The organism is Solwaraspora sp. WMMA2056, from assembly GCF_030345095.1.
Taxonomy (GTDB): Bacteria; Actinomycetota; Actinomycetes; order Mycobacteriales; family Micromonosporaceae; genus Micromonospora_E.
On record NZ_CP128360.1, the window covers coordinates 606329 to 622589 of the forward strand.

Here is a 16261-nt window from a genome sequence, read left to right on the forward strand (position 1 = left end):
GGCCTCAGCCGGCGACGACCTGGTAGCCCGCCTCCTCGACGGCGGCGGCCACCGACCGGTCGTCCACCGGCTCCTGGCTGGTCACGGTGACCCGGCCGGCGGCCAGGTCGACGGCGACGTCGGTGACTCCGGCGACCTGGCCGACCTCGTGGGTCACCGCTGTCACGCAGTGGCCACAGGTCATGCCCTGGACGGTGTAGGTGCTGACGACCATCTCGGCCTCCTCGGTACTCGTGGTCCGGTCGTCGATCATATACCCATACCCCGATGTGGTATGTGGCGGTGAGGTCGATCACCGCCGACCCCGATAGGTTGCGCACAATTTAATTGCACACTATCTTTCAGCGCATGGAGACCGGTCTTGAGCTGCGGCACCAGGTCTGTTTCGCGTTGTACACCGCGTCCCGCGCGATGACCGACCTCTACCGCAGGATCCTCGACGAACTCGACCTGACCTACCCGCAGTACCTGGTGCTGCTCGCCCTCTGGGAGCGACCCGCGCAGCCGCCCACCGTCACCGAGCTGGGCAGGGCACTGCGACTCGATTCCGGCACCCTGTCCCCGCTGCTCAAACGCATGGCGGCGACCGGGCTGGTCCGCCGGGAACGGGCCAGTCAGGACGAGCGGCAGGTCCGGATCCACCTGACCGCCGACGGTCACGCGATGCGCGACCGTGCCGCCCACGTGCCGTTGCGGGTCGCCACGGCCACCGGTCTCACCCTCGACCAGCTCGTCGAGCTGCGACAGACCCTCACCGGGTTGACCGAACACATCCACTCCACGGAAGGAAACCGATCCTGATGCAGGCTCTCTACACCGCCGAGGCACTGGCCACCGGCGACGGCCGCAACGGCCACGTCCGCAGCTCCGACGGGATCCTCGACCTGGACGTCGTGATGCCCAAGGAGCTGGGCGGTGCCGGCGGCGCCACCAACCCGGAACAGTTGTTCGCCGCCGGCTACGCCGCGTGCTTCCACTCCGCACTGCGCGCCGTCGCCCGCCAGTCGAAGGCCGACGTGACCGGGTCGACGGTGACCGCGCGGATCGGCCTCGGCAAGCTGGCCGACGGTCGGTTCGGGCTCACCGCCGCGCTCACCGTCGAGCTACCGGCGCTCGACCGGGCGACCGCCGAGGAGTTGCTGACGGCCGCGCACCAGCTCTGCCCGTACTCGAACGCCACCCGCGGCAACATCGACGTCGCCCTGTCGCTCGCCAGCGCGGCCTGAGGAGTCCGGCGCGGTCCACCCGCCGTCCGGGCGGTCCACCCGGTGGTGCCCGAAACGTTTCCGCCGGTGACCCGAACGGTTGCACCGGAGCCCCATTAGATAGATACTGAACGATATGAGCCGGTCGGCACCGACAGCGGCCCGGATACCTCGCCGGATCGTGGGTACGCCCGCGTCCAGGAGCAACCGAGGAGGAGCCATGTCCGGTAAGCGGCCCGGCAGCAAGGGGTACGACATTCAGCGCGCCCGCCTCCGCAAGGAACTCGAGGACTCGGGGCAGGCCAACGACCGCGGTGCGGACGAACGCGCCAACGAGATCCTGCAGGACGAGCGGGGTCGACAGGGCGTGGTGCGCACCGAACGCGGCCTCGGACCGAAGGGCGCGCGCTAGTCAGCCCTGGTCGGACCGGATGCGTGGACGGCGCACTCCGGTCCGACCAGGGCGCTCTCCGGTCCGGCCAGGCACTCCGGTCCGGCCAGGATGTGCCCCGGGCAGCTCACCCGCTCCACCAAACGCGGGATAAGCCGACAAGTAGGCTTGATACCCGCATATTCTCCGGAAGTGGACGATGCGGGCCCGGCGGTACGCGTACGGCCGGCGGCGCCCGGCGCCAAGGTCACCCGGCTCGAGCTCTTCTTCGACCTGGTCTTCGTCTTCGCCTTCATCCACCTCAACACGCTCACCGTCGACCAACTCGACAGCTCCAGCCTGACCGCGATCACCTTCCTGCTCGCCGCCCTCTGGCTGGTCTGGTCGCGGTTCGCCGTACTCGGCAACAACCTACGGGCCGACCAGGGCGTCATGCCGATCGTCGGCTTCGTGATCATGACAGCGATCTTCATCTCCGTCACGATCCTGCCCGACACCAGCGCCGAGGATTCCCCGCCGCCACCCCCGGACCGGGTTCCGCTGTCCGTACCCGGGGAATTCGTCTTCCCGGCCTGCTTCTGCCTCATCTGGGTGCTGGAGATCCTTGCCCTGCGGTACGCGGCCCGCGGCTACCCCCGACTGCGCCAGATCTGGCTGCGCAGCGCCCCGGCCCTGGCGCTGAGCACCGTACTGCTCGTCCTCGGCGCGATCGCGCCACCGCGGTTCGAGGGCAACGCCCAGGTGACCGTCTTCGTCGGGCTCTGGGTGGCCGCGATCGCCGTCGCCTACCTGGCGGTCCTGCGTCCCAGTGCCCTGACCATCGTGTCCGCCGGGCACTGGGCCGAACGCCACGCCCAGATCATCCTGATCGCCCTCGGCGAGACGGTCATCTCGATCGGCATCGGTGCCGACCTGACCGCCGGTACGCCGCTGACCCTGCACCTGATCGGTGCCGTCGTGCTCGGCATCGCGCTGATCTGCGCCCTGTGGTGGACCTACTTCGACGCCCGGTCGATCGCCGCCGAACAGGTCCTGCACCGCACCCAGGGCATCGCCCGGATCCGGCTGGCCCGCGACGCGTACACCCTGCTGCACTTCCCGATGGTGCTCGGCATCATCCTGCTCTCCCTCGGCGTCAAGCAGGTGCTCACCCACATCTCCGGCGTCGCCAGCGGCGAGCAGACCGAGGTGCTCGACCCGGCCCATCTGCACGTGCTCTACGGCGGTGTGCTGATCTACCTGGTTGCCCTGTTGGCTTTCCAGGCCCGCACGATCCGCACGGTACGGCCGGTCTCCGTCGTCCCGGTCCTGCTCCTCGGCGCCCTGCTGCCGGTCGCCGAGCACCTCCCGCCGCTCGCCGCGCTCGCCGCGCTCAGCCTGGTCACGGTCACCGCCACGGCTGTCGAGAACCGGCACACCAGAGGCGAGCGGCAGCAGTTGCGCGAGGCCCGGCTCGCCGAGCAGCAGGCGTTGGAGAGCGAGGAGACCGACTGGCGCCGCCGCCACCTGTGAGCCGGACCCGGTACGCCGCCCCCGCTGACGCGGCGGGGCGGCACCGGCCGGCCCCGCAGGTAGGGACGCACCGACTTGGGCCCGCGCACGGTACGTGGCAGGGTGACGGCCATGACACCAGTCGCCGGCTCCCCGGCCGGCCGACACCCCGATCGCCAGCGGCGACTGCGTACGTCCCTGCTGATCGCGGCGGCGGTCGCGGTCGGGTACGCCCTCGGCTCCGGCTGCTCCTGGTTGTTGTTCCACGCCTCGGCGGTCGGCGCGGTCTTCTTCCCACCGGCCGGGGTGACTTTCGGCGCGCTGGTGCTGGCCCACCGGCGGCACTGGCCGTGGATCCTCGCTGCGGCCGGCGCCACCGAGCTCGGCATCGATCTGTGGCAAGGGCTCGATCCGCTGACCGCCGCCGGTTTCGTGGTCACCAATGTGGCCGAGCCGCTGGTCGGTGCCACTCTGCTCCGGCAGCTACGCCCCCAACGGATCGACCTGACCCGCTACCGCGACGCGCTGGCGTTCCTGCTCTGCGGGGTCGTCGCCGGCCCGCTGGTCGGCGCCGTGATCGGGGCCAGCACCAGCGCGCTGGCCATGCGATCCAGCTGGTGGGAGGCGCTCGGCCAGTTCTGGGCCGGCGACGGCCTGGCCGTGCTCACCCTCGGTGCCGCGCTGGTCGGCCTCGACTCGCTGCGCGGCCGGCTACTCGCCGGGCAGTTGACGCGCGGCGGGGCGACGCTCGCCGCGACCGGCGCGCTGACCACGATCGGCTTCTGGCCCCGGGAGGTGCCACTGGCGTACCTGCCGGTGCCGGTCCTGCTGGCGGTCGGCTTCCGGGGCCGGGTGGCGACGGTGGGCGCGGCGGGGTTCGTCATGGCGTTCACCGCCAATCTGCTCAGCGCCGCTGGACACGGACCGTGGTCGGGGCTGGCCGGCCAGCCCCGGTTGGAGGCGGCCTCGCTCCAGGTCTACCTCGCCGTGGTGGTCCTCGGCGCCTGGGCGCTGGCGATCGCTGTCGCCGAACGGGACCGGGCCCAGGCCGAGTCCCGCCGTGAGGTGGCGGCCCGCCGCCGCCTGCAGACCCTGCAGGACGTCACTGCCGGCCTGGCCACCGCCGCCACGTCGGACCAGATGGTCAGGGTCCTCGTCGACCGGGGCGTCGGTCTGGTCGCCGATCACGGCGCGGTGGCGATCGTCGACGCCGCCGGGGCGCAACTGCGGACCTGGACGACCAGCGCCGTGCCGGAGCAGCTCGCCGTACGCTTCTCCGAGCTGCCGTTGACCGAGGCCGGTCGGCTGCCCGTCGTCGACGCGGTCCGCACCGGCCAGCCGATCCGGCTGCCGAACCTAGCCGCCGTCACCGCCCGCTACCCGGCGGTGGCGCAGACCCAGGCGCAGACCGGCACCCGCAGTCTGCTGGTGGTGCCGGTCCGGGTCGGTGACCGGTGCCTCGGCGCGTTGGCGTTCAGCTTCCACCGCGACGACGCGATCACCCCGGAGATCGCCTCGATCGCCCAGACCCTCGCCGAACTCGCCGGCCAGGCGGTCGACCGGGCCGAACGGTACGAGGCCGAGCACGCCGCCGCACACCAGCTGCAGCGGGCCCTGCTGCCGCAGATCTCCACCGACCTGCCGGGGGTCACCGCAGCGGTCTGCTACCGGCCCGCCGAACGCGGCCGCGACGTCGGCGGCGACTGGTACGACGTGTTCGAGCTGCCCGGCAACCGGGTGGGGATCGCCGTCGGCGACGTCGTCGGCCACGGTCTGGCCTCGGCGATCACCATGGGGCGGCTGCAGCAGTCGCTGCGGTCGGTGGCACAGACCGGGGCCACCCCGGTCGAGGTCCTCGAAGCGCTGGACCTCGCCTGCCACACGATCGACGGTGCCGACTTCGCCACGGTCGGGTACGCCGAGTACAGCCCGACCGACCGGCTGCTCACCTATGCCTGCGCCGGGCATCTGCCGCCGCTGCTGGTCGCCGACGGTGTCGGCCGGTACCTGACCGAGGCCCGTTCCCTGCCGCTGCGGCTGACTTCCCAGGCACGCACCCAGGCACAGCTCACGGTGCCCGAGCCGGCGATGCTGGTCTGGTACTCCGACGGGCTGGTCGAGCGCCGCGACCAGGTGATCGACGCCGGACTGGACCGGCTGCGGCGGGCCGCAGCCGGCCTGTCCGGCACCGAGCCGCAGATCTGGTGCGACCGGCTGATCGAGGCGATGGCCGACGACCGGGTGATCGTCGACGACACCGTGGTGGCCTGTGTCCGTCTCGGCGGCCTGCCGGGTGACGCGGCGAACGCGCCGGTGCTGCGCCTGACTCTGACCTCCCCGGCCGACCTGTCGACGGCCCGGCGGGCCCTGCGGGACTGGTCCGCCGGGCACGAACTCTCCCCGGACCAGGTGGACGCGCTGCTGGCCACCTGCAACGAGGCGTTGATCAACTCGTTGGAGCACGCCTACCACGGCCGGGCGACCGGGCCGGTCGCGCTGCAGGTGATGCTGCTCGACCGGCGCCAGGTCCGGATCGAGGTGACCGACCGCGGCCACTGGCGGGGGCACTCGTACAACGGCTCGGAGCGGGGTCGCGGCCTCGATCTGATCAACCGGATGGCCCGGCGTCTCGTGCTCGACCTCAGCGGCGGCGGCACCCGGGTCACCATCACCCTGCCCGGGCGCTGACCACGCGGCGCGTCACGCCGCGTGGTCGACGCGCCGTGCTCAGCCCCGCATGGCCTGCCAGATCCAGCCGAGGATGTTGTCGATCCGGGAGGTCGTCTCGACGTCCGCGTGCGGGCAGCCCGGCCCGAAGCTCTCGACCGAGATCAGCTTCGGCGGGCCGTACTTCGGCTCGAGGAAGTACGGCGCGCCCGAGTCGTACGGGCAGGCGCTGGTGTCCGCCGCCGGCTGGTGGCCGGTCACCCCGATGGTCGATTCGGCGATCTCGGTGACCCGGAACTGACCGGTACGCAGCACGGTGGAGGGCGTGGGCGCGACCGAGTCGACCGCCCCGTACCCGGTCAGTCGGACCAGATCGCCGGCCTTCGGGGCCCGCTTGCTCAGCGCGACCGGTGCGATTCCTCGTACCGGGGCGTCGAGTTTGGCCAGGGCCAGGTCGTTGGTGGGTGACTGGCGGACCGCGACGACGGTGCGGACCGTGCCGTTGTCGCCGGACAGGTCGGCGCGCCCGACGGTCGCGGTGGTCAGGTCGGCGACCGGCCGCTCGACGCGGGTGCCGGTGTAGTCCCGGAAGCAGTGACCGGCGGTGACCACCCACTGCGGGGCGATCAGCGCACCGGAGCAGGCGCTGTCGCGGCGACCGCCGTCGGCGGTCGGGATACCGGTCATGGTCAGCTTCACCGAGAACCGGTACTGGCCTTCGGGAACGATCTCCCCGTTGGCGACGGCGGCGGCCGGGCCGGCGATCATGGCGGCGAGACCGGCCGCGACGGCCAGCGCCAGCGCCGATTTCGTCAGGCGGGACACGAGCGTACGGGACACGTTGGATTCCTCTGGGGATGGTGCCGCCGGCGCGCCCCCGACGACAGCTTGGGATCGATGGGCTCCACCGACCCTAGAACGATCGACCGCCCAGCGGACACGGGCTATCGCCTACCTATTCGGGCACGCAGAACGACCGGCCGTGTTCGCAGCGACATCACTGGCCGTATCGACGGCTGCGGGTCACCGGCGGGCTCGGGCAGGTCACGGGCAGGCTGGAGCAGGTCGGTCAGCTGCAGATGCGGTAGACGTAGTCGGCCCGGTTGCGGTGCGGGCTGACGTCGGCGACGGCCCGGTTCGCGACGCTGATCACGAAGAGCTTGGTGTCGGTGGCGCCGGTCTCGTCGAGGAACGTGGTGCTGCCGTGGCCGAGGTGGTAGTGCGCCGACTCGACGCGGTTGCGCCACCCCCAGTTGCCGAGGTCCTGCCAGCCGCAGTCGCTGAGTCGCCCCCGGGGGTAGCCGTAGTTGGTGCCGTCGTAGAAGCAGAACCATCCGCTCGGGCAGTCCGGTCCGGCGAGGACCCCGGTGCCGGCCGGGCGGGCCACGCTGACGACGAACCGACCGTCGGAGTAGGCGAGCTCGGTCTCGTTGATCCGGACGCCGCCGGGATGCGCGGCGAGGTACTCGGCGATCAACTGCTCGATGGTCGGGGCAGCCGGGTCGGGCTCGGGTTCGGCTACCGGGCGCGCCACGGCGGGGGTGCCGGTGGTCAGCAGAGTCAGGATCAGGGCGGTGGAAAGCAGCCATCGGCCGGGGCGGTGGGTGCGGGTGGGCAGCGTCATGTCGATCTCCACGGTTGGTGTCGGCCGGTCCGGCCGACTGACTGACTGACGGGACACTGTCGCCGCGCTCAGGCGATCAGCAGGTACGACGAGGACGGCAGGCCCTCGCCCATCTCCCCAGTGTTTCATCAATATCCACATATAGTCGTAAGTAAATAGATGAAACTGCATCGCGTCCACTTTTCCCGGCACCACCTGCAGATTTGCGCACATCAAGATCAATTCCAGATGCGTACGGATTTCATGGTCCACATGGTGGACGATTCCACCAAGATCGACGAGATTTCCTCATCACGATCGGGCACGCTGACGCCTCTTATATGGCGGGTGCCGACGTCGGCGCCCCCGGCCGCGACCTTCCGCCGGACGAGGAGCAAGGAGAGTTGTGGACGCAGAGGATGCGGCAGAGATCGACGCATGGCTCGCGGATCAGGTACGCGAGCAGGGATCTCTGCTGTGGACGGTACTGGTTCAACGGCTGGGCGACACCGGCGACGCCGAGGATCTTCTGCAGGAGACGTTCATCAGGGCATGGCAGTACCGCCGGGCGGGACACCGGATCAGGCACCCGAAGGCGTGGCTCTACCGGGTCGCCTGTCGGTTGGCCGCCCGCCACCTCGCCAAGAGCCGGCAGGACCGGAGCGCCTGGCAGTTCGTCGCGTTGTCCCTGGTCGTCAGCAACGACGGTGACATGGGAGCCAGCGAGCTGCGCCAGGACGTGTCCCGGGTGTGCCGGCGGCTGAGCGAAAGGGACCGGGAGTGTCTGCGGCTCACGATCTGCGACGTCAGCACCGCCGACATCGCGGCGATGTTGCGGATGAGCCCGGCAGCGGTCCGGCAGTCGCTGTACCGCACCCGCGGTGCGCTGCACAAGGTGCGCGACGAGGTGCTCCGCCGGCAGGCCCGGCGGCGCGCTCCCGCGCACGGAAGGGGATGATCCGATGGATCGACAGACCACCGAGGAAGACGTCCGCCGCGACGAGTTGGTGCGGCTGGCCGGCAAGGTCCTGCTGCCCAGGTCGGGCAGGATTCCGCCACCACCCGACATCGACGTCGTCGGGCTGATCGCGGCCGCTCACCGGCGCCCCGTACGACGCTGGGCGACCGTGCTGCACGGCGTCTGGGCCGACCGGCCACGCCCACTGCTGCCGGACCGGCCGCGCATCCGCTGGGCCGGCCCGCCCCAGCCGCCCCAGCCGCCCCGGCCGGCGCGGCCGGCGCGGCTGCAGCCAGCCGGCCGGCACCGGCTCCGCCGATGGGGTCCGCCCGTCTTCCTCGCCGCGGTCGTGGTGCTGCTGGTCGGCGGCGTCGGCGCGCTACGGCCGTACGGCGACAGCGGCCCACCCGGACCCGGTTCCACCAGACCTGGCTCCACCGCAGCGGACCCTGCCGCAGCGGGTGACCCGGACGCACCGCTGCCGCTGACCACCGGCCACGGTGTCACGCCGGCCCGGCACCAGCTCGCCGGGATCGCCCGGCACGTCGACAGCCAGCCCGACCTCCCGGCCGGCGGCCGGTACACCTACGTCCACCTGCGTACCTGGTGGGGCGACGACCCGGCCACCGGGCTCACCGCCGGCTCCTACGACCAACGCCTGTGGTGGACCGGCGACCGCTCCGGGCAGGAGACCCGGACCGACCCGGCCGACCCGCAGGCGTCGCCGGAACTGGTCAGCTACCGGCCGGGCACGCTCGGCGTGGCGGTGCCGGACCCGTCCGCCGACCGGACCGTACTGGCCGGTCAGCTCGCCGAGGAACAACCGCTGGACGAGGGTCCGCAGGCCGTCCTGCGCTCCGTGGTCGGCCTCTACCGGTTCCACGACCTGTCCGCGCCGCACCGGGCCGCCGCGCTGGCCGTGCTCGCCGACACCGAGCTGTACACCCATGGGCCGGTGCTGGACCGGGCCGGCCGGTCCGGGGTGGCGATCAGCGCGACCGGAACGATGGACGGCACACCGACCCGCGACACGATCGTCGTCGACAGCGCGACCGGTCGGCTGCTCGGCTACGAACGAGTCGACCTGCCGGCGGGCGACCCGGACGCGACCGGGACCGTTGCCTACTACGTGGTCTTCCTCGACTCGGGTCGAGTCGGCCAGCTCGGCGCGGAACCCGGTGCCGCCGTTCGAGCCACTCGTATGCCGGATCGGCCAGGGCAGACTCCGCCGGCATGAACCGGCACGGGCGGGGTAGCCGACGAGGTGACCGACATCGCCGGCTACGGGCTGCTGAGTGACTGCCAGGGCGCCGCCCTGGTGTCGCGGGCCGGGTCGGTCGACTGGTGGTGCCCGACCCGGTTCGACGCACCGAGCGTCTTCGCCCGGCTGCTCGACCCGCAGGCCGGGCACTGGAGCATCACCCCGGTCGGCCCGCACGCGACGTCGCGGCGCTACCTCGACGGCACGATGGTGCTGCAGACCGACTTCCACACCCCGACGGGTGACGTCCGGGTCACCGACGCCCTGGCCCTGGGTGGCGGCGAACGCGGTCACCAGATCGGGACGGCCTCGCCGCACCAGTTGCTGCGCCGGGTGCAGGCCCTCACCGGCACGGTGGAGGTGCGCGTCGAGGTGGCGGCCCGGCCGTCGTACGGGCTGGTCACGCCGGTGGCCACCGACGACGGGCGGCAGATCCGGCTGACCGGCGGCGCCGACCGGCTGGTCCTCACCGGCGACGCGCCGCTGACCGTCGTCGACGGCGGGGCCACCGCGCGGCTGCGGCTCACCGCTGGCGAGACCGTCGGATTCACGCTGGCCCACTCGCCGGCCGACGCCCCACCGGCCGTACCGCTCGCGCCGGAGGCGCTCGCCGACACCGTCGCCGCCTGGCGGTCCTGGGACGACCTGCACCACACCTACCAGGGCCCCTACCGCGACCAGGTACGGCGCAGCGCGCTGGTGCTGCAGGCGCTGACCTACCAGCCGACCGGGGCGGTGGTGGCGGCCGCCACCACGTCGCTGCCGGAGGAGGTCGGCGGCGGTGCCAACTGGGACTACCGGTACGGGTGGCTGCGCGACGGCGCCTTCACCATGCAGGCGCTCTGGGTGGCCGCCTGCCCGGACGAGGCGCAACGGTTCTTCGACTGGATGGCCGGATCCACGGGTGTCCCGACCGACGGACACGGGCTGCCGGCGGGTCAGCCCGTACCGGTGATGTTCGGGGTCGGCGGTGAGCGGGACCTGACCGAACACACCCTGGACCACCTCGCCGGATACCGGGGGTCGCGGCCGGTACGGGTCGGCAACGCCGCCTGGCGGCAGCGGCAGCTCGACGTCCTCGGCGAGGTGCTGCACGGCGCCTGGATCATGCGGGACTACCTGGGCGGGCTGTCGGCGGGCACCGCCGGGTTCCTGCGGACCGTCGCCGACCGGGCCGCGACCGGCTGGACCGAGCCCGACGCCGGGATCTGGGAGGGCCGGGAAGGTGACCGCCACTACGTCACCTCGAAGCTGATGTGCTGGGTGGCGCTGGACCGTGGGGTGCGCCTGGCCGGGCTGCTCGGCGCGGACGCCGAGGTGAGCCGGTGGCGGCGGGCCCGCGAGGACGTACGGGCGGCGGTCCTCGCCCACGGTTGGAACGCCGACCGACAGGCGTTCACCGGCGCGTTCGGCTCCCCGCACCTGGACGCCGGGGTGCTGACCATGCCGATGATGGGATTCCTGCCCGGCACCGATCCCCGGGTGGTGTCGACCGTCGACGTCATCGAACGCGAACTGGGCCACGACGGTCTGGTGCAGCGCTGGACCGGCGACGACGACGAGGGAGCCTTTCTGATCTGCTCGTACTGGCTGGCCGAGGCCCTCGCCCTGGCCGGTCGACCGGACCGGGCCCGGTGGGTCTTCGACCGGGCCACCGGTTGCGCCAACGACCTGGGGCTGCTCGCCGAGGAGGTGGACCGCCGCGACGACAGCCTGATCGGCAACTTCCCGCAGGGGCTGTCGCACATCGGTCTGATCAACGCGGCGTGGACCATCTCCCAGGTCGAGCAGGCCGCCGCCGGCACCGCTGATCAGACCAGCTCCGGCACTGCCGGTCAGGCTGCCCCCGGCACTGCCGGTCAGACCGGCAGCGGCGACGGCAGTACGCCGGCCAGCGGTAGCCGCTCCAGGTTGTCCCGGTAGGACGGGTCACCGAGGACCCGGGCCACGGCGTCGGCGATCCGGCCGGCGCAGCCGGCGTCGAGCAGCCGGTGCGCCGCGTCCCGGTCGGTCGCCGCGCCCGCGTCCAGGTCGATGCCGATCCCGAGCCGCTGCACCTGCCGGGCCACCAGCGGCTGGTCGCCGAAGAACGGCACCACGACCATCGGCACCCGGGCCAGCACCGCCTCGTGGAAACTGTTGCTGCCCCCGTGGGTGACGAACACGTCGGCCCGGCTCAGCACCTGCTGCTGGTCGACGGCGTACGTGACGGTCCAGTTCGCCGGGTACCGGTCGAGGATCCGCCGGCCCCGGGTCGGGAACACCACCTGGACGTCGGCGGTGGACCAGTGCCGGGTCAGGCCGGCGAGGCACCGGCGCAGCGCGCCGACCAGCGGCGGGTCGGTGTGCCACAGGTTGTCCAGCACCTCGGTGCCGAAGGACAGGTAGATCAGTGGCCGCCGGGTGGTCGGCCGGTCGGGTCGGCACCAGCCGTCGGAGAGGTAGCCGGCGAACCGGTACCGGGCCGGTGCCCGGCCACGGCCGAAGTCGCGCGGCGTCACCGACGGGTACGACCAGAGGATGTTCTGCGTACCGGGCAGGTGCAGGCTGTTCGAGATCAGTTCGACCGTGGCGGGGTCGACGTCGACGCCGTACCGCCGGCGCAGCCGGGACAGCGCCACCGTGTTCGCCGGCGAGGCCAGCGCCCGCCGCAGGTAGCCGGTGTCGGTCATCGGCCCGACCAGGCCCGGCACCGAACTCCACGCCGGCACCCCGAGCCGTTGGGCGACCAGGTTGCCCTCCACCGCGCAGAAGTCGTACACCACCAGGTCCGGACGGAAGTCACGGCCCGCCGCCAGGCACTCGCCGAACAGTCGGTACGCCCGGGCGAACACCTGGTCGGCCGGGGTGTTGCGGAAGGCCCCGCACCCCGGTACGTCGACGGTCAACCCGGCCAGGTCACCGAGTCGGGGCACGGTGGTCTGCCGGTCGACCAGCACGATCCGGAACGTCTCCTCGGTCCGGTGGTCCCGGACCAGGCGCTTGAGGATGTTCAGGTGCCCCTCGTTGGGAATGCTGAAGATCAACACCCGTCGTCGCGGCATCGTGCCTCCCCGCCCCGGTCGGAGTGCGGCTCCCCGCGTCGGCCGGTGCACGGTTTCCCTGCCGTCGGTGACCCAAACCGGCGGTCGTCGGGCAACCGCCACTCCCCCGGCCGCCGCGCGCACTAGCGTCGACCCGGTGACCCTGCGTACGAGCACCATTACCCGTTCGGCGCCGCAGGTGGACGACCTGCTGGCCCGGATGAGCCTGCCGGAGAAGGCGGGCCTGCTGTTCCATCCGATGATCGGCATCGGGCCGGGCGGCACCCTCGCCGCCGCCGACCCCGACGCCGGGCTGCTCGCCGCCGAGGATCTGGTGCTGTGCCGCCGGATCAACCACGTCAACCTGGTCGGTACCGCGTCGGCCGAGGAGCTCGCCCGCTGGCACAACCACCTGCAGGATCTGGCCGCGTCGACCAGGCTCGGCGTACCGGTGACGGTCTCCACCGATCCCCGGCACGCCCGGTCGGCCAACCCCAACACCGCCGCCCTGGCCGGTGCCTTCTCGACCTGGCCGGAGCCGGCGGGCCTGGCCGCCATCGGCGACCCCGAACTGGTCCGCCGCCACGCCGACACGGTCCGCCGGGAGTACCTGGCGGTCGGCATCCGGGCCGCGCTGCACCCGCAGGCCGACGTGGCGACCGACCCGCGCTGGCCACGGGTGCTGGGCACCTTCGGCGAGGACCCGGAACTGGTCAGTCGGCTGACGGTGGCGTACCTGCAGGGGTTGCAGGGCCCGACGCTCGGACCCGGCAGCGTCGCCGCGCTGGTCAAGCACTTCCCCGGCGGCGGCCCGGTCCGCACCGGCGAGGACCCCCATTTCCGGTACGGCGCCGAACAGGCCTACCCGGGTGGCCGCCTCGCCGCCCACCTGGCGCCGTTCGTGGCCGCCGTCCGGGCCGGTGCCGCGCAGGTCATGCTCGGCTACGGGCTGCCGGTCGGCACCGAGCTGCCGCCGGTCGCGTTCGCCTTCAACCACGAGGTGGTGACCGGCCTGCTGCGCCGCCAGCTCGGCTTCGACGGGGTGATCTGCGCCGACTGGGGGGTGCTGACCGACGCCTGCTTCCGGGGTGAACACCGACCCGCCCGCGCCTGGGGCGTCGAGCATCTCGACCCGGCGCAGCGGCTGCGTACCGCGCTGCACGCCGGGGTCGACCAGTTCGGCGGTGAGGCCCGCCCGGACCTGGTGGTCGACCTGGTCCGCACCGGCCAGGTCACCGAGGACCGGGTCGACGAATCGGCCACCCGGATCCTGGCCGGCAAGGTGCGTCTCGGGCTGTTCGACCACCGGTACGTCGACCCGGAGCAGGCGGCGCAGGAGGTCGGCAACGCGGCGGCCCGCGCCGACGGGCTGGCCGCCCAGCGGGCCTGTGTGACACTGCTGCACAATGCCGCGCCGGGCGGGTACGCCCGGTTGCCGCTCGCCGCCGGCCTGCGGGTGTACGCCGAGGGCCCGCTGCGCGCCGCCCTGTCGCCCCGCTGGACGGTGGTGACCGATCCGGGCCAGGCCGACGTGGCGGTGCTGCGGCTGGCAGCGCCGTTCGAGCGGCGGACCGGCCCGGTCGAGGCGTACTTCCACGCCGGCCCGTTGGAGCATCCACCGGGTGCCCTGGACCGGGTGCTGGCGATCGCCGAGCGGGTGCCGACCGTCGTGGACGTCTACCTGGACCGGCCGGCGGTGCTCACCGCGCTCGTCGGCCGGGTCGCCGCCCTGCTGGTCAGCTTCGGGGTCGAGGACGCCGCGCTGATCGACGTGCTGGCCGGGCAGGCGTCGCCGGCCGGCCGGCTGCCGTTCGACCTGCCGCGCAGCCAGCAGGCGGTGCTCGCCGGACAGCCGGACACGCCGTTCGACGACCCGGACCCGTTGTTCCGCTACGGCCACGGCCTTACGTACTGACTGACAGTCCACCGGTGCCGTCAGCGGCGCGGTTCCCAGCGGAAGAGTCGGGCGGCCAGGGCGAGGGCGACGACGACCCAGCCCAGCGTGGGTGCGAGCAGGACCAGGGAGTCGGCCACGGCGACGCCGCCGTTCCAGGCGTCGACGACGAGTTCGGTGGCCGCGCCGCCGGGCAGGGCCCGCTTCAGCAGGGTGAGATCCTCGGTGCCGGTGAGCCCGACCCAGCTCGTCACGGCGATGACGCCGAGACTGACCGGCAGCGTGGTCACCTGGGCGTGCTCGGGGGAGTTCGTCAGCCCGGCGGTGGCCAGGCCCAGACCGATCAACATGATCATCGTCGCGACGACGGCCGCCGCCAGCAGCGGCACGTTCGCCGGCCGGTCGGACACCACCCCCAGCACGGACAGCATCGCCGTGGCCTGGACTCCGGCGATGACGGTCGCCGGGGTGAGCAGGCCGGCGAGAATCGTGGTGTCGGTGGCGGTGGTGGAGCGCAGCCGCTTGAGGAAGAGGTTCTGCCGGCGGGAGGCCAACGTGGTGACCGTGGTGGCGTACAACCCGAACGCGCCCACGGTGAACACCACCACCCCGGCGATGTAGCCGAGGCTGCCGAGGCTCGCGAACGATTCGTGCTGGTAGATGAAGAACGCGCTGACGACGACGGGCATGACGAAGCTCGTGACCAGCACGAGCCGGTTCCGGAAGATCTGGATCAGTTCACTGCCTGCGATGGAGAGCATGGCGACACGGTCCGTTCGGGAGAAGGTCGGTACGGGGTCAGTAGACGCGGGGGTCAGTCGGTGCCGATGGCGCGGAACACGTCGTCGAGCCGGGTCGGCCCGGCTTCGAGGCCACGCAGCTCCACGTCGTGGTCCTGCGCCCAGCGCAGCAGGGTGTGCAGGTCCCGCTGAAGGTCGAGGGTCTCGATGCGTACCGCGTCGCCGTCGCCCGGCTCGGCCGGTAGCGGCAGCGCCGGACTCGATACGGACGCCGGCAGGGCGAAGCTGATCACGGCCGGCAGGGACCGGGTCAGCTCGGCGACGGTCCCCTCCCGGCGCAGGGTGCCCTGGTGCATCAGCCCGATCCGGTCGGCGCGCTGCTGCGCCTCCTCCAGGTAGTGGGTGGTGAGCACGACCGTCGACCCGTCCGCACGCAGGTTGTCGACGACCTCCCACAGGCCGTCACGGGACTGGATGTCCAGGCCGGTGGTCGGCTCGTCCAGGAAGATCAGCTCCGGTGCCCCGTACACGGCGGTGGCGAAATCCAACCGCCGCTTCTCCCCGCCGGAGAGCTGGGCGACCAGGGTGCCGGCCTTGCCGGTGAGGCCGACCAGGTCGAGCACCCGGTCGACGTGGTCGACCCGCTGGCTGAGTTTGCCGATCAGCCGGACCGATTCCCGCACGGTGAGGTCCGGGGAGAATCCGCTCTCCTGGAGCATGATGCCCGTCCGGGGTCGCACGGCCGCGCGGTCACCGGGGTCGCGCCCGAAGACCCGCACGACACCTGAGGTCGCCGTACGGTGGCCCTCGATGGTCTCCAGCGCCGAGGTCTTGCCGGCCCCGTTCGTGCCGAGCAGGGCGTAGAGCTCACCCTTGCGTACCTGGAAGGAGAGGTCCTTGACGGCGTGGAAATCGCCGTACGAGACGTTGAGCCGTTCGACGTCGATGACTGGTGTGGTGGACATGCCGTCAATTCCAGCGCTCACCGCGCCCGCCGGTCAGTGCGGCCGTGTCACCACTTCGCGATG

14 protein-coding genes and 1 pseudogene are annotated in these 16261 nt (G+C 72.3%); 9 read left to right on the top strand and 6 right to left on the bottom strand.

The window, feature by feature from the left end; all coding sequences use genetic code 11:
- Positions 1-4: 4 nt before the first annotated feature.
- Positions 5-214, bottom strand: a complete 210-nt coding sequence (locus O7608_RS02805) for a heavy-metal-associated domain-containing protein (RefSeq protein WP_289208495.1) — start codon at positions 212-214, stop codon at positions 5-7.
- A 134-nt stretch (positions 215-348) separates the two neighbouring features.
- Here O7608_RS02805 and O7608_RS02810 point away from each other — a divergent pair, with 134 nt between their 5' ends.
- The 5 genes from O7608_RS02810 (at position 349) to O7608_RS02830 (ending at position 5775) form a co-directional block, all read left to right on the top strand.
- A complete protein-coding gene (locus tag O7608_RS02810) occupies positions 349-801 on the top strand; it encodes a MarR family winged helix-turn-helix transcriptional regulator (protein ID WP_289208496.1) in 453 nt (150 codons plus the stop codon).
- Entirely contained in the window at positions 801-1226 is a 426-nt protein-coding gene (locus O7608_RS02815; RefSeq protein ID WP_289208497.1) for an organic hydroperoxide resistance protein, read from the top strand. The genes O7608_RS02810 and O7608_RS02815 overlap by 1 nt, the downstream gene beginning before the upstream one ends.
- Before the next feature lie 199 nt (positions 1227-1425).
- A complete protein-coding gene (locus O7608_RS02820) occupies positions 1426-1617 on the top strand; it encodes a phosphatidylethanolamine-binding protein (RefSeq protein ID WP_282224909.1) in 192 nt (63 codons plus the stop codon).
- 171 nt (positions 1618-1788) lie between these two features.
- On the top strand, positions 1789-3108 hold the full coding sequence (locus O7608_RS02825; RefSeq protein ID WP_289208498.1) for a low temperature requirement protein A: 1320 nt from the start codon (positions 1789-1791) through the stop codon (positions 3106-3108).
- A 111-nt stretch (positions 3109-3219) separates the two neighbouring features.
- On the top strand, positions 3220-5775 hold the full coding sequence (locus O7608_RS02830; protein ID WP_289208499.1) for a SpoIIE family protein phosphatase: 2556 nt from the start codon (positions 3220-3222) through the stop codon (positions 5773-5775).
- A gap of 39 nt (positions 5776-5814) precedes the next feature.
- Here the strand turns inward: O7608_RS02830 and O7608_RS02835 are convergent, their stop codons facing one another.
- Complete coding sequence (locus O7608_RS02835; protein ID WP_289208500.1) at positions 5815-6594, bottom strand: S1 family peptidase; 780 nt, start codon at positions 6592-6594, stop codon at positions 5815-5817.
- 229 nt (positions 6595-6823) lie between these two features.
- Positions 6824-7378, bottom strand: coding sequence for a type 2 periplasmic-binding domain-containing protein (locus O7608_RS02840; protein WP_289208501.1), 555 nt, complete (start codon positions 7376-7378; stop codon positions 6824-6826).
- 385 nt (positions 7379-7763) lie between these two features.
- Here O7608_RS02840 and O7608_RS02845 point away from each other — a divergent pair, with 385 nt between their 5' ends.
- From O7608_RS02845 to O7608_RS02855, 3 genes and pseudogenes are all read left to right on the top strand, one after another.
- A complete protein-coding gene (locus O7608_RS02845) occupies positions 7764-8315 on the top strand; it encodes an RNA polymerase sigma factor (protein ID WP_289208502.1) in 552 nt (183 codons plus the stop codon).
- A gap of 4 nt (positions 8316-8319) precedes the next feature.
- A complete protein-coding gene (locus O7608_RS02850; RefSeq protein WP_289208503.1) occupies positions 8320-9552 on the top strand; it encodes a hypothetical protein in 1233 nt (410 codons plus the stop codon).
- A gap of 27 nt (positions 9553-9579) precedes the next feature.
- Positions 9580-11382 (top strand): annotated as a pseudogene (locus O7608_RS02855) (glycoside hydrolase family 15 protein); the annotation flags it as partial.
- Positions 11383-11435: 53 nt separating this feature from the next.
- Here O7608_RS02855 and O7608_RS02860 read toward each other — a convergent pair.
- Positions 11436-12620, bottom strand: a complete 1185-nt coding sequence (locus tag O7608_RS02860) for a glycosyltransferase (RefSeq protein ID WP_289208504.1) — start codon at positions 12618-12620, stop codon at positions 11436-11438.
- Positions 12621-12756: 136 nt separating this feature from the next.
- On the opposite strand from O7608_RS02860, the gene O7608_RS02865 reads away from it, so the two are divergent.
- Positions 12757-14514 carry a glycoside hydrolase family 3 protein gene (locus O7608_RS02865; protein ID WP_289208505.1) on the top strand — a complete coding sequence of 586 codons (1758 nt, stop codon included), beginning with the start codon at positions 12757-12759 and terminating at the stop codon, positions 14512-14514.
- 20 nt (positions 14515-14534) lie between these two features.
- On the opposite strand, the gene O7608_RS02870 is transcribed toward O7608_RS02865, so the two are convergent.
- Complete coding sequence (locus O7608_RS02870; protein WP_289208506.1) at positions 14535-15254, bottom strand: hypothetical protein; 720 nt, start codon at positions 15252-15254, stop codon at positions 14535-14537.
- A gap of 53 nt (positions 15255-15307) precedes the next feature.
- Positions 15308-16198: an ABC transporter ATP-binding protein gene (locus O7608_RS02875; protein ID WP_289208507.1), complete on the bottom strand. Its 891-nt coding sequence runs from the start codon at positions 16196-16198 to the stop codon at positions 15308-15310.
- Positions 16199-16261: the final 63 nt, after the last annotated feature.